At 69.0% G+C, this 18,929-nt stretch carries 21 protein-coding genes and 1 riboswitch; of the genes, 13 read left to right on the top strand and 8 right to left on the bottom strand.

The genetic code is table 11. The annotated features are described in order from the left end of the window. Nucleotides 1–67: 67 nt before the first annotated feature. Genes ACTOQ1_RS08780 through ngcE form a run of 3 tightly spaced genes read right to left on the bottom strand, consistent with a single transcriptional unit; the run spans nt 68 to nt 3,348 of the window. Nucleotides 68–973 (bottom strand): carbohydrate ABC transporter permease, encoded by a 906-nt coding sequence (locus ACTOQ1_RS08780; RefSeq protein WP_440065753.1) that lies wholly within the window; start codon nt 971–973, stop codon nt 68–70. Continuing rightward, nucleotides 973–1,884 carry a carbohydrate ABC transporter permease gene (locus ACTOQ1_RS08775; RefSeq protein ID WP_440065752.1) on the bottom strand — a complete coding sequence of 304 codons (912 nt, stop codon included), beginning with the start codon at nt 1,882–1,884 and terminating at the stop codon, nt 973–975. Before ACTOQ1_RS08775 ends, ACTOQ1_RS08780 begins: the two co-directional genes overlap by 1 nt. Nucleotides 1,885–1,890: 6 nt before the next feature. After that, a complete protein-coding gene (gene ngcE / locus ACTOQ1_RS08770; protein ID WP_440065751.1) occupies nt 1,891–3,348 on the bottom strand; it encodes an N-acetylglucosamine/diacetylchitobiose ABC transporter substrate-binding protein in 1,458 nt (485 codons plus the stop codon). Nucleotides 3,349–3,679: 331 nt separating this feature from the next. Between ngcE and ACTOQ1_RS08765 the strand changes: the two genes are divergently transcribed. The 6 genes from ACTOQ1_RS08765 (at nt 3,680) to ACTOQ1_RS08740 (ending at nt 7,875) form a co-directional block, all read left to right on the top strand. Next, nucleotides 3,680–4,327: a class II aldolase/adducin family protein gene (locus ACTOQ1_RS08765; protein WP_440065750.1), complete on the top strand. Its 648-nt coding sequence runs from the start codon at nt 3,680–3,682 to the stop codon at nt 4,325–4,327. A 63-nt stretch (nt 4,328–4,390) separates the two neighbouring features. Next, on the top strand, nt 4,391–5,611 hold the full coding sequence (locus ACTOQ1_RS08760) for a DUF4032 domain-containing protein (RefSeq protein WP_440065749.1): 1,221 nt from the start codon (nt 4,391–4,393) through the stop codon (nt 5,609–5,611). A gap of 144 nt (nt 5,612–5,755) precedes the next feature. After that, entirely contained in the window at nt 5,756–6,136 is a 381-nt protein-coding gene (locus tag ACTOQ1_RS08755; RefSeq protein WP_440065748.1) for a roadblock/LC7 domain-containing protein, read from the top strand. A gap of 4 nt (nt 6,137–6,140) precedes the next feature. Beyond that, on the top strand, nt 6,141–7,025 hold the full coding sequence (locus ACTOQ1_RS08750) for a hypothetical protein (protein WP_440065747.1): 885 nt from the start codon (nt 6,141–6,143) through the stop codon (nt 7,023–7,025). 85 nt (nt 7,026–7,110) lie between these two features. Further along, entirely contained in the window at nt 7,111–7,491 is a 381-nt protein-coding gene (locus ACTOQ1_RS08745) for a roadblock/LC7 domain-containing protein (RefSeq protein WP_440065746.1), read from the top strand. A 12-nt stretch (nt 7,492–7,503) separates the two neighbouring features. Further along, nucleotides 7,504–7,875: a hypothetical protein gene (locus ACTOQ1_RS08740; RefSeq protein WP_440065745.1), complete on the top strand. Its 372-nt coding sequence runs from the start codon at nt 7,504–7,506 to the stop codon at nt 7,873–7,875. Nucleotides 7,876–8,047: 172 nt separating this feature from the next. Here ACTOQ1_RS08740 and ACTOQ1_RS08735 read toward each other — a convergent pair whose 3' ends face one another. Continuing rightward, complete coding sequence (locus ACTOQ1_RS08735; protein ID WP_440065744.1) at nt 8,048–8,875, bottom strand: hypothetical protein; 828 nt, start codon at nt 8,873–8,875, stop codon at nt 8,048–8,050. Between the two features lie 267 nt (nt 8,876–9,142). Further along, nucleotides 9,143–9,294: riboswitch (cyclic di-AMP (ydaO/yuaA leader) on the bottom strand. A 406-nt stretch (nt 9,295–9,700) separates the two neighbouring features. After that, complete coding sequence (locus ACTOQ1_RS08730; RefSeq protein ID WP_440065743.1) at nt 9,701–10,573, bottom strand: DUF4253 domain-containing protein; 873 nt, start codon at nt 10,571–10,573, stop codon at nt 9,701–9,703. A 286-nt stretch (nt 10,574–10,859) separates the two neighbouring features. Between ACTOQ1_RS08730 and ACTOQ1_RS08725 the strand changes: the two genes are divergently transcribed. Then, entirely contained in the window at nt 10,860–11,645 is a 786-nt protein-coding gene (locus ACTOQ1_RS08725) for an IclR family transcriptional regulator (RefSeq protein WP_440065742.1), read from the top strand. 41 nt (nt 11,646–11,686) lie between these two features. After that, nucleotides 11,687–12,640 (top strand): sugar kinase, encoded by a 954-nt coding sequence (locus ACTOQ1_RS08720; protein WP_440065741.1) that lies wholly within the window; start codon nt 11,687–11,689, stop codon nt 12,638–12,640. 82 nt (nt 12,641–12,722) lie between these two features. On the opposite strand, the gene ACTOQ1_RS08715 is transcribed toward ACTOQ1_RS08720, so the two are convergent. Further along, a complete protein-coding gene (locus tag ACTOQ1_RS08715) occupies nt 12,723–13,040 on the bottom strand; it encodes a hypothetical protein (protein WP_440065740.1) in 318 nt (105 codons plus the stop codon). 165 nt (nt 13,041–13,205) lie between these two features. Here ACTOQ1_RS08715 and ACTOQ1_RS08710 point away from each other — a divergent pair, with 165 nt between their 5' ends. Then, nucleotides 13,206–13,490: a putative quinol monooxygenase gene (locus ACTOQ1_RS08710; protein WP_440065739.1), complete on the top strand. Its 285-nt coding sequence runs from the start codon at nt 13,206–13,208 to the stop codon at nt 13,488–13,490. 96 nt (nt 13,491–13,586) lie between these two features. Further along, the gene (locus tag ACTOQ1_RS08705) at nt 13,587–14,285 is read left to right on the top strand and encodes a DUF998 domain-containing protein (protein ID WP_440065738.1); all 699 of its coding nucleotides are present in this window, start codon (nt 13,587–13,589) and stop codon (nt 14,283–14,285) included. 88 nt (nt 14,286–14,373) lie between these two features. Here ACTOQ1_RS08705 and ACTOQ1_RS08700 read toward each other — a convergent pair whose 3' ends face one another. Then, nucleotides 14,374–15,414 (bottom strand): aldo/keto reductase, encoded by a 1,041-nt coding sequence (locus tag ACTOQ1_RS08700; RefSeq protein WP_440065737.1) that lies wholly within the window; start codon nt 15,412–15,414, stop codon nt 14,374–14,376. A gap of 163 nt (nt 15,415–15,577) precedes the next feature. Between ACTOQ1_RS08700 and ACTOQ1_RS08695 the strand changes: the two genes are divergently transcribed. The 3 genes from ACTOQ1_RS08695 (at nt 15,578) to ACTOQ1_RS08685 (ending at nt 18,036) form a co-directional block, all read left to right on the top strand. Then, nucleotides 15,578–16,207: a TetR/AcrR family transcriptional regulator gene (locus ACTOQ1_RS08695; protein WP_440065736.1), complete on the top strand. Its 630-nt coding sequence runs from the start codon at nt 15,578–15,580 to the stop codon at nt 16,205–16,207. A gap of 398 nt (nt 16,208–16,605) precedes the next feature. Continuing rightward, entirely contained in the window at nt 16,606–17,529 is a 924-nt protein-coding gene (locus ACTOQ1_RS08690) for a GNAT family N-acetyltransferase (protein ID WP_440065735.1), read from the top strand. A gap of 132 nt (nt 17,530–17,661) precedes the next feature. Then, nucleotides 17,662–18,036, top strand: a complete 375-nt coding sequence (locus ACTOQ1_RS08685; RefSeq protein WP_440065734.1) for a DUF427 domain-containing protein — start codon at nt 17,662–17,664, stop codon at nt 18,034–18,036. Nucleotides 18,037–18,209: 173 nt separating this feature from the next. Here the strand turns inward: ACTOQ1_RS08685 and ACTOQ1_RS08680 are convergent, their stop codons facing one another. Further along, nucleotides 18,210–18,893 (bottom strand): hypothetical protein, encoded by a 684-nt coding sequence (locus ACTOQ1_RS08680; RefSeq protein ID WP_440065733.1) that lies wholly within the window; start codon nt 18,891–18,893, stop codon nt 18,210–18,212. Nucleotides 18,894–18,929: the final 36 nt, after the last annotated feature.

Below are 18,929 nucleotides of genomic sequence, written 5' to 3'. Positions count from 1 at the left end.
AATATGAACGACTCCCGACGACACTCCTGGGATTACTCGCCGGAGCTCGTATTTTGACCGGATCCGGTCATTTGACGGCGCCGGAGGTGAGGCCCGACTGGATCTGGCGCTGGAAGATGATGTAAATGATCATGACGGGGATGATGGCCATGCTCAGCGCGGCGAACAGGCCCGGCCAGTCGGCCTCGTACCCGGCGCTGGTGGAGATGTTGGCGACACCCTGGGTGATCACCCACTTGTTCTCGACGTTGCCGGAGAGCAGCACGATCGGAAGGAGATACTGGTTCCACTGCCCCAGGATGTTGAAGATCGTGATGCTGATCAGGCCCGGCTTGGCCATCGGCATCATGACCTGGAAGAACGTCCGGGTGTGCGAGCAGCCGTCCATCATCGCCGCCTCGGCCACCGAGGTGGGCAGCGTCTTGAAGAACGCCGACAGGAAGAAGACGGTGAACGGCAGCGAGTAGGCGATGTAGACCAGGATCAGGCCGAGGTGGGTGTCGATCAGGCCGAGGTTCTTCACCACGAAGAACAGCGGGACCAGCGCGAGGAAGACGGGGAACGTCATGCCCGACACGAACAGGAAGTAGATGAGCCTGTTGCCGGGGAAGGTGTAGCGAGCCAGCACGTACGCGGCCATCGAGCCCAGGAGCATGGTGCCCGCCGTGCTGCACGCCACCACGAAGACGGTGTTCAGCATGTACTGGCCGATGTGGGCCTTCTCCCAGGCCCGGCCCCAGGAGTCCCAGCCGAAGGAGGCCGGGAGGGTGATGGCGTCCCCGAAGATCTCGGTGTTGGTCTTGAAGGACGACAGGAACGTCCAGAGGATCGGACCGATGATCAGGAGCGCCCAGACCAGCAGCGCGACGTGGGACAGCGCGCCGAAGATCCCGAGCGGGTTCTTCACGCGGCGCCCGGGGCGCGCGGGGGCGGCGGGGCGGGAGGCGGGCTTGCGCGCCGTGTCCGTGGCCATCAGAACTCGATCCTCTCGCGCCGGGTCACGCGCAGGGTGAGGGCGGCGAACGTGATGGTCATGAAGAACAGCGCCACGCCCATCGCGGACGCGTAGCCGAACTTGGAGAAGTTGAACGCCGTGCGCCAGATCTCCATCGGCAGCACCGTCGTGGAGTTGTCAGGCCCGCCGCGGTCGACCGAGAGGACCTGGACCAGGGCGAAGGCGTCGAAGGCGGCGATGCCCAGATAGACCCAGGCGACCTGCATGGTGTCCCACAGCAGCGGGATCGTGATCCTGAAGAACAGGGTGAACCGGCCCGCGCCGTCCAGCGCGGCGGCCTCGAACACGTCCTTGGGGATGGAGGACATGCCTGCCGAGAACAGGACCACGTAGAAGCCGACGGCCTGCCAGACCATCACCGCGATGATCGACAGCAGCGCGATGTCCGGGTCGATGAGCCAGCCGACCGGGTCGATGCCGACCTTGCCGAGCAGGCCGTTGATCACGCCGGTGCCGTCCGGGCGGTAGATCGCCTGGAAGAGCACGCCGACGATGGCCACGGCCAGGACCTGGGGCAGGAAGAAGATCACACGATAGACCTTCGAGCCCCAGATCCCGGTCATCTGGCCGCCCCGCTGCCCGCCGCTCAGGTTGAGCAGGAAGGCGAAGAACAGGGCGATCACGATCGTGACCAGCGGCATGACAAGTAGCAGAACACCGTGGTGGCGCACCGCGGCCCAGAAGACCTCGTCGTCAAAGAGCCTGGTGAAGTTCTCCAGGCCGATGAACTGGGGGTTCGCCGAGATGCCCTTCCAGTTGGTCATCGAGATGTAGAAAGCCTGTATGTACGGGCTGATCACGAAGACCACGTAGAGAAGGACCGGCGCGGCCAGAAAGCCGACGATGAACGGATACTTGCCCTGCCGCATCGGGAGCTACACCGTCCGGTTCTGCTTGGTGATGGACGAGTCGGACTTGGTCTTGTCGGCGGCCTTCTGCATCTTCTCGCAGAACTCGTCGGCGGAGATGCGGCCGAACATGAGCGCGTTGGTCTGCTTGCGCAGCTCGGTCTCGAACTCCTTGTACCAGTTCTCGAAGCTGCTGAAGGTGACGATGTTCTGGCCGGCGGCGGTCTGGGCGGCGCTGAGGCTCGCGTTGCCGGGCGACAGCTCCAGGCCGTCGGCGGCACCGGTCACGACGGTGATGTTGCCCGACTTCTCGGTGAAGCCGCGCGCGCCCTCCTTGGAGAGCATGATGCGCAGGTACTCCAGGCCGCCCTTGGGGTTCTTGGCCTTGGCGGGGACGATGTAGGCCTCGCCGGCGGCGGCGCGGATGGCCTCGAACGGCATCTTGTCGGCGGCGGTGACGCTCGGGGTGGGCGACAGCGCGTACTTGAAGGTCTCCGGGGTCTGGTCCTTCTGCTCGTTCTCCAGCCAGGAGCCCGAGGGGTAGAGCGCGACCTTGCCCTGGTTCTGGCGGAGCTGCACCTCGGTGTGGATCAGGCCCTCGAAGGACTTGTCCATGTACTTGGCGATCTCGGCCCAGGCGGCGGCGGACTGCTTCATGGCGTCGCGCTGCCAGACACCGTCGACGAGGTTGTCGACGTCGACCAGGATCTGGTTGCCCTCGATCTTCGCGGCGGAGATGAGGATCATCCAGTACGCGTAGTAGGCGGCGTTCTTGCCCGCGTACGCGAAGGGGGTGATCCCGGCGGCCTTGGCCTTCTCGGCGAAGGCCTTGAACTCCTCGAAGGTCTTCGGCGGGGTCCAGCCGTTCTTCTCGAACAGCGCGGAGTCGTACCAGAGGCCGTACGCGGAGAAGACGTAGTTCATCAGGTAGGGCTTGCCGCTGATGAGGCCCGACTCGACGGTGCCCGGCGCGACCATGTCGCGCACCTTCTTGCTCGGGTCGTCGATCGAGGGGGCGTCCCACAGCTCGGTGAGCTCCAGGAGCTGGCCCTCCTGCTGCAGGGCGCCGTTGTCCATCAGGTCGGTGCCGGAGTTGGCGATCATGTCGGGGACGTCGCCGCCGGCGAACCGCGGCTGCAGGGTCTGCGCGATCTGCTGGGTGGCGACGTGCTTGATCTGGGCCTGCGGGAACGCCTTCTTGTACAGCGGCTCGTGGACCTCGGTCGCGTAGCTGTCGCCCAGGCCGCCCTTGAAGATGACGACCTCGAGGGGCGCGTCGGCGGCGACGCCGAACGGGTTCGCCGCGGAGACCGCGCCGCCCGCCGAGGGGGCCGCGGAGGCCGGGGCCGCGGGGGCCGCGCCGCCACTGGTGGCGCAGGCGGTGAGCAGTCCGGCGCCGGGGCCGGCGATCAGAGCGCTCATGCCGATCCGGCGGAGCATCTGCCGCCGGGTGATATCTCCGGGCGTACCGGCCGAGTTGGACATGTAACCCTCCTGAACGGGGGATCAATTAGGAAAGTTTCCTAAACGTTTGCCCGAAGGTACGTACCCCCGGAGTCCACCGTCAAGAGCTCGTATCCGGTCTAGACCGAGCCGTGATGTCCTCGCGACATATCCGGTAGAAACCAAACGCCAGGGAAGTGCAATCCAATGACAGAACGGCACACAGTAGCCGATATTTCCCGGCAAACCGTTGACGCGCGGCCGATGGGAAGGTAAAGGAACCATGCTCCCCGGTCATCGAGGAGCAACAACCGGTCTAGACCAGATAATGAGGGTTTGCCGCCTGATACCGCAACCCCCTACTTTTGGGGACATGTTGCTGGCCGAGCAGCGCCGACTGCTGTGTGAGTACGGCCACCGGGCCGCCGCGACCGGACTGGTCGTCGGGACCGCGGGAAACCTCAGCGTGCGCGCGGGCGACCTGGTCGCCGTGACGCCCGGCGGTGTCTCCCTCGACCGGCTGGAGCCCGAGGCCTGCCCGGTCGTCGACATCGAGGGCCACCTCGTCGAGGGCGACCTGCGGCCGTCCTCGGAAACCCCCATGCACCTGGCGGTCTATACGGCCACCGGCGCGGGCGCCGTCGTGCACACCCACTCCGTCTTCGGCACCGTGGTCGCCACGACCATGAGCGAGCTGCCGCCGATCCACTACAACGTCCTGCTGCTCGGCGGGGCCGTCAGGGTCGCCGAGTACGCCACCTACGGCACCCCCGAGCTCGCCGCCTCCGTCAGGGCCGCCCTCAAGGACCGGCGGGCCGCGCTGCTGGCCAACCACGGCGGGGTCACGATCGGCGACGACCTGGACGGGGCCTTCGAGGCGACCCGGCTGCTGGAGTGGCTCTGCGAGGTCTACGTACGGGCCAAGGGCGTCGGCGAGCCCCGCGTGCTCACCGAGGAGCAGCTCGCCGACGTGGTCCGGCGTGCCTTCGACCCGCCCGCCTTCCCCCGCCGCGAGGACTGACCACGGCACGACCACCCGTCCGACCGGCACACCGCCGGACTTCCCGTCGCGAGGACTGACCGCATGCCCCTCCAGCTCACCGGCGCCCCGAGCGATCCGGACCTCATCCGCCTGCCCTGGGACGTCCCGCTGGAGCAGTGGCCCGAGCACCGGCTGGTCTCCCTGCCCCGCGGCATCTCCCGGCACGTGGTGCGCTTCGCCCGCCTGTCGGGCAAGGTGTACGCGATCAAGGAGATCAGCGAGTACTACGCCAAGCGCGAGTACCGCCTGCTGTGGGATCTGAGCCGGATGGACACCCCGTCCGTCGAGCCGGTGGCCGTGGTCACCGGGCGGACCGACGCGAACGGCGAGCCGCTCGACTCGGCGCTCGTCACCCAGCACCTGCAGTTCTCCCTGCCCTACCGCGCGGTCATGTCCGGGACGGTCCGGCCGGAGACGCTCAACCGGCTGCTCGACGCCCTGGCCGTGCTGTTCGTGCGGTTGCACATCAGCGGCTTCTACTGGGGCGACTGCTCGCTGTCGAACGTCCTGTTCCGCCGGGACGCGGGCTCCTTCGCCGCCTACCTGGTCGACGCCGAGACCGGCGAGCTGCACCCCATGCTCAGCGAGGGCCAGCGGCTGTACGACATCGACGTCGCGCACACCAACATCTTCGGCGAGATGCTCGACCTGGAGGCGGGCGAGCTGCTGCACCCCTCCATCGACCCCGAGCAGATCGCCGACTCGGTCGTCCGCCGCTACCACCGCCTCTGGAGCGAGCTCACCTCCGACGACATCATCGACGAGGTCGACTGGCACATGATCGACCAGCGGATCCGCCGGCTGAACTCCCTGGGGTTCGACGTCGCGGAGATGATGGTCCGCCGCAAGGCGGGCACCGGGCGGCTGATCGTCCGGCCCAAGGTCGTGGACGCCGGGCACCACCAGCGCAGGCTGCTGCGGCTGACCGGCCTGGACGTGGAGGAGAACCAGGCCAGGCGCCTCCTCAACGACCTCGACTCCTTCCGCGTGTCGCACGGCCTCCGCCACGAGGACGAGGCGATCGTGGCCCACCGCTGGCTGGCCGAGGTCTTCCAGCCCACGGTGCTGGCCGTGCCCCAGGAGCTGCGGGGCAAGCTGGAGCCCGCCCAGTTCTTCCACGAGGTGCTCGACCACCGCTGGTACATGTCGGAGGAGGCCGGGAACGACGTCGGGCTGCCCGCCGCGGTGAATTCCTATGTGAAGAACATTCTTGTTTTCAAGCCGGACGAAAAGGCACTCATCACCGACGAGCCAACGGGTTGATTTCCACCCAGGGTATGTAACTTCCTACTCGGTTGGAGAATCGTATGCCTTCTCCTATCAAAGCCCTAGCGAGGAAGTTCGGTTACCGAGAGGTGTCCCTACGCTGACCGGGCGACGCTTGAAGTCGCTGGCGAGGGAGAGCACGTGCTCGGAATCGAAGACTGCCTCACCGAGGTAATGGCCATCCCCGGCGCCCTGGACGCGATCCTCATCGATCAGACCAGCGGGACCGCGGTGGCCACCGGCGGCGCGAGCCGCCACGCCGACGTGGAGAGGTCGGCCGCGGGGCTGAGCGAGACCCTGCGCGCGACGCTCGACGGGCTCGCCCTCGCCTCGCCCGGCGGCACGGTCCGGATCAACGACATGATCATCACCACGGACGGCGGCCACCATTTGCTGCGGCCGCTGGAAACGCTTTTCGACGGCCCTCTGGTCATTTATGTCAGGCTCGATCTCGAACGCTCGAACCTGGCACTGGCCCGCCACCGGCTCCAGGCCCTTTCCGGCCGTCTGATATCGACGTGAAATCATGCCGAACGTCGAGAACATCCTCAGCGGGCTCGCCGGCGACCACGCCACCGGCTCCCTGCGACTCGGCAAGGCGGGGGTCATCTACCTCACCGACGGTCGCGTGACCTACGCCGAGAGCGCGGCGGCCCCCCGGCTGGAGGACCTGCTGGGCGCCTGCCGCGGGATATCCGCCCACGCCGTACGGCAGGTCAGGCAGGCCGCCGGCCGCCGGCCACCTGACGCGCTGACCCCCCAGCCGTCGGGGGGCGAGCAGCTGGTCGCGCGGGGCCTGCTCACCAGGGGGGAACTGGAGTTCTGCGTGCTGAGCGCGGTGCTCGACGCCGCGTACTTCCTGCTGCAGGCCACCGGGCACCGGCCCAGGTTCCGGCGGGGAGAGCGGCACTGGCTCGGACCGCAGTGGTACTTCGACGCGACCGGCCTGCTCCGGGAGTGCGAGCGAAGGAAGGCGCAGTTGGAACAGACCTGGCCGTCCGCGGAGCTGGACACGCTCCCGGTCGTCCCGCTGGGACGCATCGGCGCCCAGCGGGTGGTGCTGAGCTCGCTCCAGTGGGAGGTGCTCGTCGGCGCCGACTCCACGGCGACCCCGGCCGACCTGGCGCGCAAGCTGGGCCGTCCCGCGTACTCGGTACTGCTCGCCGTACGGCAGCTCGCCTCGTCCGGGCTGCTCCGCCTCCCGGAGACCGCTCCGGCACAGACTCCCGGGACTCCCGGGACTCCTGAGGCACCGGCACCGCTGCCCAGGCGGACGAGGGGTGCCACGGAGATCCCGGCGGCCGGCACGGGTTCTCCGGAGACGTCGGACTGGCTCCCCAGGGCGAACGGGGACCCGGCCGACGTCAGCCTGCTCATCCGGCTCAGGAACGCATTGGAGGCGATGACTTGAGCGACTTGAGCGACTTGAGCGACTTGAGCCCGGTCACATGCCGATAAGGCTGCGGACGCTGAAGCTGATCGGAAGGAGGATGCCGGTGGAACTGCGTGAGGAGATACGGCGCGAGATGGCGGCGCTGCGAGAACGCGTACCCGACGTAAACGGGAGCATCGCGTGCAGCGTCGACGGTCTGACGATAGCGAGCGACCTGGACAGGGACACCGAGCAGACCGGGGCGCTCTCCTCCGCGGTACTGGCCCTCAGCCGCCGGATGACGAGCATGGCCGGCAAGGGCACCTTCGAGGAGACGTTGATCTCCGGCACCAACGGCTACGCGGCGTTCTACGCCGCCGGACCCAAGATCGTCCTCACAGTCCTGGCGCGCCCGGGGACCAACCTCGGGCTGCTCCGGCTGGAGGGCCGCAAGACGGCGGCCAGACTGGCCGCCGCCGGCTCGCGCACATCGATACCCCAGTGATCGGAGACAGCAATGGGCAACATGGACATCTCGCTCAAGGAGATGATGGCGATCGACGGTGCCGTCGGCGCGGTCGTCGTCGACTACAACAGCGGGATGGCGCTGGGCGCGCTCGGCGGGTCCAAGGACCTCGACCTCCAGATCGCGGCCGCGGGTAACACCGAGGTCGTCAAGGCCAAGATGCGGACCATGGAGTCGCTCGGCCTCAAGGACGGCATCGAGGACATCCTCATCACGCTCGGCACGCAGTACCACGTGATCCGCCCGGTCTCGGGCCGGAGCGGCAAAGGGCTGTTCCTCTACCTGGCTCTCGACCGGAACCGGGCCAACCTCGCGCTCGCGCGGCACACCCTGCGCGGCATCGAGGAGAAGCTCGAGGTCTGATCCTCCGGTGCGGTCCGTGCCCCGGGAGGCACGGACCGCACCGGAGTCCTTTCTGCGTCTTTTCTGAGCGTTCCCGGAGTCCTTTCCGAGCGTTCCCGGAGGACTCCGGCGGGGCGGGGCCCCTGCCAGGGAGTTCCGGTGGAGCGGGACTCCGGAGGGCGGCGGCTCCGGCTCAGCCCTTCCCCGCGCCGATCTCGGCGGCGCGGGCACCGGCGACGGCCACGCCGGCCGGGGCGTGCCAGGAGGCGGGCTCGACCATGACCTTGGGCTTGCCGGCCCACGGCCGCGCCGCGGCGCTCGCCAGCTGGGTCTGCACGCCTATCCCCAGTTCCCGGGCCTTGGCGAAGACGACCGTCGGGGGCTTGGCCGGGCTGGTGTCCCTGCGGCTCCAGGCACCGGTGGAGAACGCGACGGGGTGGTTCTTTATCCCCGTACCGTTACCCCACTTGGTGACCACGTACTGGATGTCGATGTGGCCCATCCCGCCGTTGCCGTCCACGCCGAGCGTGCCGGCGTTGAACGTTCCACCGGTCAGGTCGGCGAAGGTCTTGGCGTCGATGTCGATCATGATGCCCTGGTTCGAGGGGGAACCGGGGCCGCGGTCGCCGACGAAGAACTTGGCCTTCTTGCCCTTGTAGATGATGTAGCCCTCGGTGAGCAGGGGCCAGCTCGGGCTGGCGATCATGCCCTTCTGCATCGGCCGGCCGCTGGCGGGCAGACCGGTGTCACCGGCCCGGCCGGAGGAGTCGTCCCAGAAGTAGGAGGCCGTGGTCGCACCCTGGAGGAGGACGGACTCGGCGCTGGCCTTCGCCACCCCGACCTCGGGGTCGGCGGTGGCGGCGAAACAGGTGGAGGCGGGCAGCGCCACCGCGACACCGGTGGCGGCGAGGACGCTCGCGCCGACCAGGGCGGCGGCTGCGAGGCGGCTTCCGCGGGGCTTGTTCTTCTGCCAGGTGAACTTGCTCAGGCCGTTCTTGTGCAAACCAAAGAAGGGGCGCATGGAGAAAAGGCTCTTTCGCGAGGGAACGGGGCAGCCACGTGCGACACACCGAAGGGGTGCACGGGCGGGGACGCGCTCGTCGGAAAAGGGGGCGTAGCCGGAATCTCGGGCAATCGCTACGCGGAGCACGATCTGGAAGGTGCCGCGATCAGGCGCGGCGAGAAGGTCCGGGGGGAACGGGGGATGTCGGCGGAAGGGGGGAAAAGTTCAGGTGGTCGGCACGGACAAGGGCTGCACCGACGTGGTAACGCGGTGATCCATGAGGGGATCTCCTCTCCATCTCGTCTACCGGGTTAGCTGACGGGTTCGGGCGGTGGAGTTGCCCTACCGCCGCGTGGTCGCGGCGGATTCACCCCGGAAAAGTGGTTCCCCGGCTCCGGGGCCCCTGTGGGGCCCTCGGGATTCGACGTCGGCCGGCCGCTCCCTCTTGTGAAGGGCAGGTCGCCTACCGATGACTGTGGACACTACCCACCCAAACCGGACAAAGCAAAGCAAACACCATGAAAACCCCAGAAGATCTACCTACAAGCTTCAAGGAAGCCTCATCGATCGCCCCGCCAGGCCAACACCCGTCCTACCAGCGCGGATGTCTCCCCCATCTCGGTGTCCAGCCCCGGAACCCCTTCCCTGGCCCCGTTCCAGGGCCCCGCGCCCGGAGATCCACGGGAGATCCACGCGGGAGAACGCGCGCCCCGCGAGCCCTCCCCGGCCCGCCGATTCCTTTGCGCAAAGGTTCGCCCAAGGGGAGCCCGCCCCGCGGGCCGTCCCCGGCCGATCAATCCCGCCCGGTCCCGCCCGGTCCCGCTCAGTCCCGCCCGGTCCCGCTCAGTCCCACCAGAACGACCAGGCGTTCCTGCCCTTGATCTGCTCGGCGTAGTCGATGAGGTTCCCCGCCCCCTGGATGATGCTGTCGGGGCAGAACGTCCAGTGCTCCGCGGCGACGTGCAGGGCGTGCTCGGAGGTGGTCGGGGGCGCGGCGACGCTGAGGTCGAGGGTGTTGAAACCCATCCCGACCACCCGCACCCCGAACCTGTCCTCCCAGCTGCGCACGACGGCCGCGAGCGGGACCATCCACTCGTTGTGGTTCAGGGCGCCCTGCCAGCCCATGACGGCGAGGGCGTCGGCCCCGCGCTCGACCGCGACGAGCCCGAGCGGGGTCCTGCGCTCGGCCACCAGCCCGGCGTACCAGTCGGCGACCACGCCGGGGTCGGCGGCGAGCCTGCCCGGGGGGGCCGGGCCGGGACACTCGGGTCCGAAGGGCTCGAGCAGTTCGAGCTGGTCGAGGTTGGCCTTGGCGATCCAGTCGGACCACACCTCGGCCATGAACGCGGCGGCGTGGTAGTTGTCGATCTGACCGGCCGTGTCCGGGGCGATCTGGCCGGCCGACCAGGGCTGGACGGAGTCCTCCAGCAGCACCGGCCACAGGCCCGACCGCTCGTGCTGGGCCCTCAGCCGCGCCCAGTACTCGCCGGAGACCGCCACCTCGCTGAGCCAGAACGCCGGACGGCGACGGACGGCGAGCTGGGCGTAACCGGGGTCGGGCCACACCACGTCCCCCGGCGGCAGCTCCACCGAGAGCCGCCTGCCCCTGCCCCCGCCGGTCCCGTCGCCGCCCTCGCTCCTGTCGGCTCCATCGGCTCCATCGGCGAACAGCTGGCCCAGAACTGGCGGAAGTCGCTCACTCTCGCAATCGCTCATCTCTACCGATCCGATCCTGACCACGGACCAATTTTGGCCTGTCAACCATCCCGAGGGACAGTTCTGCCCTGGTCCAGGCAAAAATTATCGGTAGTGGGGAGAAACGGAACCGGGTGGGTGCCCGTCCTCCACCGCCCCGCCCGGCCGACCGGCCGCGGTTCGTTGTGCGGCCCGCTGTGCAGCTTGTTGTGCAGTGCAGAACGTTGTGCTGCAAAGTGGCCGTAGGGCGGGGTACTCGCCTACCTTGACCAGGTATTCGATTGCCGGATCACATGGGGAAGCCGCGATGAGTGAGCCCGCTCCGGAACGCAACCGGTCGGCCTCGCTCCGGCGCGCCCTCGCCGTCCTCGCGCACGTACGCGACCACGCGGACGCGGGCCACGGCCTCTCGCTCACCCGGCTCGCCGAGGCGCTCGACCTGTCCAAGAGCACGGTGCTCCGGCTGACCGCCCCGCTCGTCGAGGCCAGGCTCCTGGAGCGCGACCGCAGGAGCGGCGCCTACCGGCTGGGCAGCGGCGCCCTGCGCCTCGGGCAGGCCTACCTGTCCACCCTCGACCTGCGGACGGTGGCCGCCGAGGAGTCGCACCGCCTGATGGCGGAGGCCGGGGAGACCGTCCACCTCGTGGTCTACGACCCGCCCGACGTGGTCTACATCGACAAGGTCGAGAACGAGACCAACGTGCGCATGGCCTCGCGCATCGGCAGCCGCAACCCCGTCTACCGCACCGCCGTGGGCAAGGCGATCCTCGCCTGGCAGCCGGAGGAGGCCGTCGAGGAGATCGTGGCCGCCGGGATGCCGCACGTCACGCGGTACACCATCACCGACGCCGCGCGCCTGCGCGCCGAGCTGGGCCGGATCCGGCAGCGGGGCTACGCGGTCGACGACCGTGAGAACGAGCCCGAGGTGCGCTGCGTCGCGGCGCCGATCTTCAACCACAACGACGTCGCCACCTCGGCGATCTCCATCTCGGGCCTCACCTCCCGGATCACCGCCGCGCGGGTGCGAGACCTGGGTCCCCTGGTGGCCGAGACGGCCCTGCGCGTCTCCAGAAAGCTCGGGTCGACCCGATGACCGACGAAGCCCGCCCGCCGACTCCTAAGGACCCGTTCTCCATGACTGATCTGGTAACGCTCGGTGAGAGCATGGCGCTGTTCACCGCGCGGCGCACCGGCCCGCTCAGGCACGCCCGCGACTTCGGCCTCGGCGTGGGCGGCGCGGAGTCGAACGTGGCCATCGGTGTCGCCCGCCTCGGCGGGCGCGCGGCCTGGATCGGCAGGGTGGGCGCCGACGAGTTCGGCGAGCTGCTGCGCTCGACGCTGGCCGGCGAGGGGGTCGACGTGCGGGGGATGCGGGTCGACCCAGAGGCGCCCACCGGCCTGATGATCAAGAGCAGGCGCACGGCCGAGACGGTCGACGTGCGCTACTACCGCTCGGCGAGCGCCGGATCCCGGCTGCGCCCCTCCGACCTGGACGTCTCGCTGATCCGCTCGGCACGCGTGCTGCACGTCACGGGCATCACGCTCGCGCTGTCGGCGTCCGCCGCCGAGGCGGTGCGGGCCGCGATCGCCGAGGCTCGCGACGCGGGCGCGATCGTGTCGATGGACGTCAACTACCGCCGTGCCCTGTGGACGCCCGCCGAGGCGTCCGCCGCGCTGCGCGAGACCGTCGCCTCCGTGGACGTCCTGTTCGCGACCGAGGCCGAGGCCCGGCTGGTCGTCGAGGGGGACGACCCGCTCACCCTGGCCGGAGCCCTGTCGGCCCTCGGCCCGCGCCACGTCCTCATCAAGCGCGGCGCCCTCGGCGCGATCGAGCTCTCCGACGGCGCCGTACGGCACGCGGAGCCCCACCGGGTCGTCGAGCTCGACCCGGTGGGCGCCGGGGACGCCTTCGCCGCGGGCTGGATCGCCGAGACCCTCGCCGGGGCGGCCCCCGAGCGGCGCCTGGCCACGGCCGGCGCCGCGGGAGCCTTCGCCGTCACCGCCGACGGCGACTGGGAGAGCCTGCCCCGCCGCTCCGACCTGGACCTGCTGCGCCCGGCCGACGCGGCCGACACGGTCAGCCGCTGACCGGCGCACGCGGCGGTCACTCCGAGTCGACCAGCCGGTCCGCCTGCTCGGCACCAGCGCGCCGAAGGATGAGGACGCGGTCCTATCGTTCGAAGAGCACCAGGGGGTGGCGACGCACCATTTCCAGGACCGCTCGGCACACCTCTCCGGCCCGGGGGAAGACGGCGTTCATCAGCACGAAGTCCTCACCCACGGTGAGCGGCTCGGACCAGGGCGAGGTGCCGTAGTTCTCGGCGGTCAGGTCGGGGAAGAGCGCCGTCAGCTCCTCGTAGAAGGCCGCCACCTCCGGGCGCGGCTCACCGGGGGCGGCTCCGCTCTCGTCCCAGGCGAGATACCGGAGAAGGGCCTCGCGTGCGGTGATCGGTTCGGTCCCGAACCAGACTCCGAGATCAAAGCTCACACCACGTCCTCGTGTCCTCGTTCTCGCCTCGCCTGCCCGGCCGTCGAATCCTACGTGCCCGGCGGACACCTGATATGCGCGAACGGCACGGAAAGATCGGCGCCTGCCGATCGCCCGGTCGCGCGTGGCGGCGGTTCTGTCGGTGGCGGACCGTACCCTGACGTCATGATCATTGTCTCAGGCTGGATCCGGGTCGACCCCGATGCTCGTGACGGCTATCTCCGGGGGTGCGTGAGCGTGGTCGAGCAGGCTCGCGCCTCGTCCGGTTGCCTCGACTTCACCCTCGGCGCCGACCTCGTCGACGCCGGCCGGATCAACGTCTACGAGCGGTGGGAGTCGGAGGAGGCCCTCGACGCCTTCCGGGGTTCCGGGCCGGGCGACGACCAGGAGGCGGTGATCCGCGACGCCGAGGTGGCGCGCTACCAGATCTCCGGTGTCGGCCCCGCCTGACCCGGCGGGCTCCTCCCCCGTACGAACGCCGGCGTCTTCATCCGGACAACCGGGAAATCCCTGCTGGAAACGGGAAATCCTTGCTAGAAAGGTGCGATGCATACCCCGGCGAACACCCCGAAGGCGCCGCGAGTCAATCTCTCCTACCTGTGCGGGGCGGTGGGCGGACCGCTGTTCGTCATCGCCTTCCTGGTCCAGGGGGCCGTCCGCCCCGACTACGACCCGATGCGTCATCCGGTCAGCTCGCTGGCCCTCGGCCCGTCCGGGTGGGCGCAGGTCGCCAACTTCGTCGTCACCGGCCTGCTGATGCTCGTCTTCGCCGTCGGCCTGCGCCGGGGCCTGTCCGCCTCGGGACGGCACTCGACCTGGGGGCCGTTGCTGATCGGGCTGTACGCGATCGGGCTGATCGGCGCCGGTGTCTTCCCGACCGACCCGGTCAGCGGTTACCCGCCCGGCTCGCCCGCGCAGGGAGAGCACACCTGGCAGGGCCGGCTTCACGACCTCCCGTTCTCGTTGCTCGTCTTCGCCGCGCTGACCGCCGCGTGCTTCGTGTTCGCCCGGCGCTTCGCCGGCTGGGGCGAGCCCGGCTGGGCGGTCTACTCGGGGATCAGCGGCCTGGTGTTCATCGGCACGTTCGTCGTCGCCGGCCTGGGGTTCTCCCAGACCGAGGGATTCGTCGAGCTCGGCGGCCTGTTCCAGCGGATCTCGATCACGACCGGCTTCTTCTGGGCCAGCCTCCTCGCCGTCCGTATGATGCGGACGCCCCGAGGTTCCGTACCGGCGCGACCGGCCTGACCGCTCTCCCGGTCGCCGGGCGACCCGGGAGCGGGCTCCGGGTGTCAGGCCGGACCGTTCCCCCGCGCCTGTCACCCGAGGCGCCGCGTCAGGCCAGGCTTCCGGCCGGGGTCCGTCCCTGGGCGGACCACTCCTGGATCCAGTTCGGGTAGGCGACCGGCGGCCGGCCGGCCTCGTCGAGTTCGGCGAGATCCTGCTCGGTGAGCGTCAGGTCACTGGCGGCGATGTTGTCCGTGAGCTGTTCCAGCTTGCGCGCGCCGACGATGACGCTGGTGACGGCGCGCTGGGCGAGCAGCCAGGCGATCGCGACCCTGGCGGGGCTCACCTCGTGCCGCGCGGCGACGGTCCGCAGCACGTCGAGCACCTTGAAGCCCTTCTCCTCGTCGAACGGCACGAAGTCGAAGCCGTTCCGGGCCCGGCGGGAGTCCTGTTCGGTGGTCACCCCGCCGCGGTCGAACTTGCCCGTGAGGAATCCGCCGAGAAGCGGTTGCCACACCGTCAGGCTCAGCCCCGCGTCCTCCGCCAACGGCACCAGCTCGCGCTCGACGTCGCGCGTCGCCGGCGAGTACTGGATCTGGTTGGAGACGAACCTCGCCTGGTCGTGCAGCGCGGAGATGCCCAGCGCCTTGCTGACCTGCCAGGCGGCGAGGTTGGAACAGCCGATGTAGCGGACCTTGCCCTGTCGTACCGCGTCGTCGAGCGCGCTCAGCGTCTCCTCGAGCGGCGTCAGGCGGTCGTAGTTGTGGATCTGATAGAGGTCGATGTAATCGGTTCGCAGCCGGCGCAGGCTGTCCTCCAGGGCCCGCATCACGTGCAGACGGGAAAGCCCCTGGTCGTTGGGCCCCGGCCCGACCGGAGCGAACAGCTTGGTGGCGAGCACCACGTCCCGCCGGCGCTGCCCGATCGCCCGGCCGAGCATCTCCTCGCTCTCGCCGTCGGCGTAGATGTCGGCGGTGTCGACGAAGTTGATCCCGGCGTCGAGTGCCGTGCCGACGATCCGATCCGCTTCCTCCTGCCCGAGTGCCCCGAGGTTGTGGAACACCGGGTGATCCTTGCCGCCGAACGTCATCGCGCCCAGGGAGATCTCCGAGACCCAGACCCCGGTACGTCCCAGCAGACGATATTTCACCAGCTACTCCTTCGCGTGTACGTCCGGTTCACGGCAGGCGGCCAGGCGTCTCGCGCCCTTTCGGTCACTGCGTCCGGACATCGTGTCCGAAAATTACGCTACACGATGTCCGGACGAGGTGTAGCGCGCCGTTCGCCGCCGAGCGACGACCTAGGATCCGGATATGCCTTCGATTACCCGACGACGCACCGCGAGCGTCGGCCGTCCCACCTCGGCCGAGGCGGAGATCCTGGCCGCGACGCAGCGTCTTCTGATCAACGGCGCGAACTTCACCGAGCTCGGCGTGCAACAGATCTCCACCGAGGCCGGCGTCGCCCGCTCGACCTTCTACAGCCACTTCCGCGACAAGATCGACCTGCTCATGCGTCTGGCCACCGAGCTCATGGCCTCTTCGTTCGACCTCACCTCGGCGTGGGATCCGTCGGACGGCGCCGAACGTCTCGCGGACGCCTTCCTGCGGGTGGTGAAGGTCTACCGGAAACACGCCGCCGTACGGCAGGCGATCGCCGAGGTCGCCACCTACGACGCGACCGTGCGTGACTTCTGGAGCAAGGAGGTCAACCAGTTCACGGACTGGACGATCGCGGTGCTCCGCGCCGAGCAGGACGCGGGCCGCGCCCCCGCCGACCTCGACCCGGTGAGCGCCACCCGGGTGATCGTCATGGGCGGCGAACGGGCCCTCGTCGACCACGTGACCGCCGGAGATCCCGGCGGCGACGCCGCGTTCGCCCGCGAGATGGCACTGACCTGGTGGTACGGCGTCTTCCGCCGCCCGGCGGACCGCGGCAGGTAGACGCTTCAGAGCAGGTGAACGCTTCAGGCGCGAGTCGGCCGCGCGTGTTGAGGGGTGTGCGTACGGCCACCTCGGCGACAGGTTGAGGGGTGTCCATGTTGTCGCCTCGGCGACGGCCCGCCGATCCCATGTCCGGCGTTCGAGCACACGCCCTGCGTGCGCGCCTTCTCCTGGGTGGCCCTGCCGGTACCTGCCCGCTCAGGACCTGTTTCGAGCCCCGTGAACGAAGCTCGGGGTGATGTGCTGGATCGTGGCCGCCTGCCACGGCCTCACCCTTCGACTCGCTTTCCCCTCGGAAGGTTCTGCCGCATGCCCGGGGAAACCCCTTGGAAGGGCTGTCGCGACCAGGGCTCCCCCTGCGGCGAGTCTCCATATCGAGACTGAACAGAGAATTTCCCGTGAGTGATCAGAAATACCGGATACGCCCCATGGTCCCGCAGGACCTTTCCCGTGCCGTCGAATTGTTGAACGAGACGAGCGCCCACGATGTCCGCCACGTTCTCCTGTCGGAGCTGACCGGGGATTCGGCCGCCGCGCCTCTTCTCGCGATTGTCGCCACAAGAGCGGATGCCGTCGTGGGCGCGGCGAAACTCACGGCGGATCCCGTGTTTCCCGAAACCGTCTCGGCTTTGATCTCCGTCGACGCGGGCGCCAGAGGTCTCGGCGTCGGCTCGGCACTCGCCGAGCGGGTGGAGGCCGGGCTGCGACTCCTGAGGGGCGGAACGGCGACCTGCTCGATCCGGGACGACCTGCCTCGCGGGCGCGCGTTCGCGGAACGTCACGGTTTCACGGTCGCGCATCACAGCCTGGGTTTCCGCTTCGACCTGACCGGCTCCGGGTACTCGCTGGCCGCGCGGGCGACCGAGACGGCCGAGCGGGCCGGGGTGCGCATCCGGAGAGCGACCATGGCCTCCGAAGAGGACCTGATCCTTGAGTGCTTCACACGTTGCAGGATCGGACTTCCCCTCCCGTACGGAAACCGCCCTGTCGACGTTCGCGCACGACTTCTGCAATTCCCGCCCGGGAGCGTGTATCTGCTTGCCGATTCACCCGATGCCGGGTCCGTCCGGCACAAGGGCATGAGCATCCTGATACCGCAGGGGCGAAGTTGGTACGTGCGTTTCACCGGCACCGATCCCGACTTCCGGGGGCGGGGAGTGGCAACGGCCGTGAAGGCGGGTTCACTTCTGTACGCCCAGCGGACCGGGGCCGAAAGCGTCACCACCCACAACGACGAATCCAACACGCCGATCATCCGCGCCAACAAGGCACTCGGCATGGTGCCGGACGTCGGATACTGGAGCCTATTGCGTGATCTGTGAACGATGCGCGGAAGTGTCCGGCCCATGTTCATCCTGGGGACTTGAGGGCGCGGGGGGGCGCGAGGGCGCGGGGGCGCGAGGGCGCGGGCACGCCGGTCCGGCAGACTGGACATGACAGAAAGGGGTCCTGCCATGACTGACAAGCCCATCCTGCAGCCCAGCCCCAGTCATCCGATCACGATCACGGCGAACCCGGCCCGGGTCGTCGTCTCGGTGGGGGGCAAGGTGGTCGCCGACTCGCGGCGCGCGCTGACGCTGCGGGAGGCGGCGTACCCGCCGGTGCAGTACGTCCCGATCGACGACGTCGACCGCTCGCTGCTGGAGCGGACCGACACCGCCACCTACTGCCCGTTCAAGGGCGACGCGAGCTACTACACCGTCACGGTGGACGGGAAGCAGGCGGTGGACGCGGTGTGGTTCTACGAGTCGCCGCACCCGGCCGTCGCCGAGATCAAGGACCACGTCGCCTTCTATCCCGACCGGGTCGACTCCATCGTCATCGAGTAGCCCCCACCTGGACCCGAGGCGCTTTCCCTGTGCTCCCTGTGCTCCCTGTGCTCCGCGTTTCCGGTGTCCCGGTGTTCCCGGTGTTCCCGGTGCGAGGACCTTTTCCGGGAACATGACCGGGCCCGAGCGGCGGCCTGTGCGGAGCGCCGCTCGGGCCGGTAAGGCGCCGCCGGTCAGCTCCACCTGATCGATCGCGCGTCGTCGTTGAAGTTGCGGCCGTTGACGATCGGCATGACCGCCCGGTCATTCAGGTAACCGGTCGCCGGGGGAAGGAAGTTCGTATAGGCATAGTGGTTGGTGAAGCAGTTGGAGTAGTTCTTGAAAGAGGAGATGCGGTCCCACCAGCGCCGCGGAAGATTGTGCGAGTAGTCGATGTCAGTGGTCGGGCCGGTGCAACTCCGCGAGCCGCGGAAGGTGTATGAGGCGCCCCGGTAGTTTATGTGCTCATACTCGATCCCGATTATCATCAGGGCCCCGTTGGCGGCGGGGGCCGCTTTGGCGGTGACCGACTTCTCGCTGCTACCGAGCAGCGCGTCGAGGACGGGGTCGTCCACACCCTCGACGGCGGTGGGCGGAGCGTCGGTGACGGCGCCGTCGGTGGCGAACCGGATCGCCTCGGTGAACGTGGGGAAACAATGCTCCGTCCCCGGTTTGTTCGATCCTCCGACCACGTCGACGACGCAGTTGTTGGCGGGCGTGGGGGCGGGTTCCCCGGGTGTCGCGACGGCCCCGGCCGGTGCCGGGACGAGGGCGATCAGGGGCAGGGCCGTGCCGAGCCCCGCCGCGAGGAGGCGCGACCGCCGTACGGCGTCACGCTTGACTCCCTGACGCGACTCTGTTCCGATTTCCTGCTGCATTTCCATCTCCCCGTTACTCGATATCTCTGATTAACG

The organism is Streptosporangium sp. OZ121, from assembly GCF_051918885.1.
Classification (GTDB): domain Bacteria; phylum Actinomycetota; class Actinomycetes; order Streptosporangiales; family Streptosporangiaceae; genus Streptosporangium.
The sequence above is the reverse complement of the archived record's forward strand: the minus strand, read 5'-3'. Positions and strand labels throughout refer to the sequence as shown.

Coding starts and splice junctions, on each gene's coding strand:
- ACTOQ1_RS08730 (WP_440065743.1), bottom strand. CDS start 10,573: ATGAGCGATTGCGAGAGTGAGCGACTTCCGCCAGTTCTGGGCCAGCTG.
- ACTOQ1_RS08710 (WP_440065739.1), top strand. CDS start 13,206: ATGATCATTGTCTCAGGCTGGATCCGGGTCGACCCCGATGCTCGTGAC.
- ACTOQ1_RS08725 (WP_440065742.1), top strand. CDS start 10,860: ATGAGTGAGCCCGCTCCGGAACGCAACCGGTCGGCCTCGCTCCGGCGC.
- ACTOQ1_RS08720 (WP_440065741.1), top strand. CDS start 11,687: ATGACTGATCTGGTAACGCTCGGTGAGAGCATGGCGCTGTTCACCGCG.
- ACTOQ1_RS08740 (WP_440065745.1), top strand. CDS start 7,504: ATGGGCAACATGGACATCTCGCTCAAGGAGATGATGGCGATCGACGGT.
- ACTOQ1_RS08680 (WP_440065733.1), bottom strand. CDS start 18,893: ATGCAGCAGGAAATCGGAACAGAGTCGCGTCAGGGAGTCAAGCGTGAC.
- ACTOQ1_RS08705 (WP_440065738.1), top strand. CDS start 13,587: ATGCATACCCCGGCGAACACCCCGAAGGCGCCGCGAGTCAATCTCTCC.
- ACTOQ1_RS08750 (WP_440065747.1), top strand. CDS start 6,141: ATGCCGAACGTCGAGAACATCCTCAGCGGGCTCGCCGGCGACCACGCC.
- ACTOQ1_RS08775 (WP_440065752.1), bottom strand. CDS start 1,884: ATGCGGCAGGGCAAGTATCCGTTCATCGTCGGCTTTCTGGCCGCGCCG.
- ACTOQ1_RS08735 (WP_440065744.1), bottom strand. CDS start 8,875: ATGCGCCCCTTCTTTGGTTTGCACAAGAACGGCCTGAGCAAGTTCACC.
- ACTOQ1_RS08780 (WP_440065753.1), bottom strand. CDS start 973: ATGGCCACGGACACGGCGCGCAAGCCCGCCTCCCGCCCCGCCGCCCCC.
- ngcE (WP_440065751.1), bottom strand. CDS start 3,348: ATGTCCAACTCGGCCGGTACGCCCGGAGATATCACCCGGCGGCAGATG.
- ACTOQ1_RS08760 (WP_440065749.1), top strand. CDS start 4,391: ATGCCCCTCCAGCTCACCGGCGCCCCGAGCGATCCGGACCTCATCCGC.
- ACTOQ1_RS08695 (WP_440065736.1), top strand. CDS start 15,578: ATGCCTTCGATTACCCGACGACGCACCGCGAGCGTCGGCCGTCCCACC.
- ACTOQ1_RS08765 (WP_440065750.1), top strand. CDS start 3,680: ATGTTGCTGGCCGAGCAGCGCCGACTGCTGTGTGAGTACGGCCACCGG.
- ACTOQ1_RS08685 (WP_440065734.1), top strand. CDS start 17,662: ATGACTGACAAGCCCATCCTGCAGCCCAGCCCCAGTCATCCGATCACG.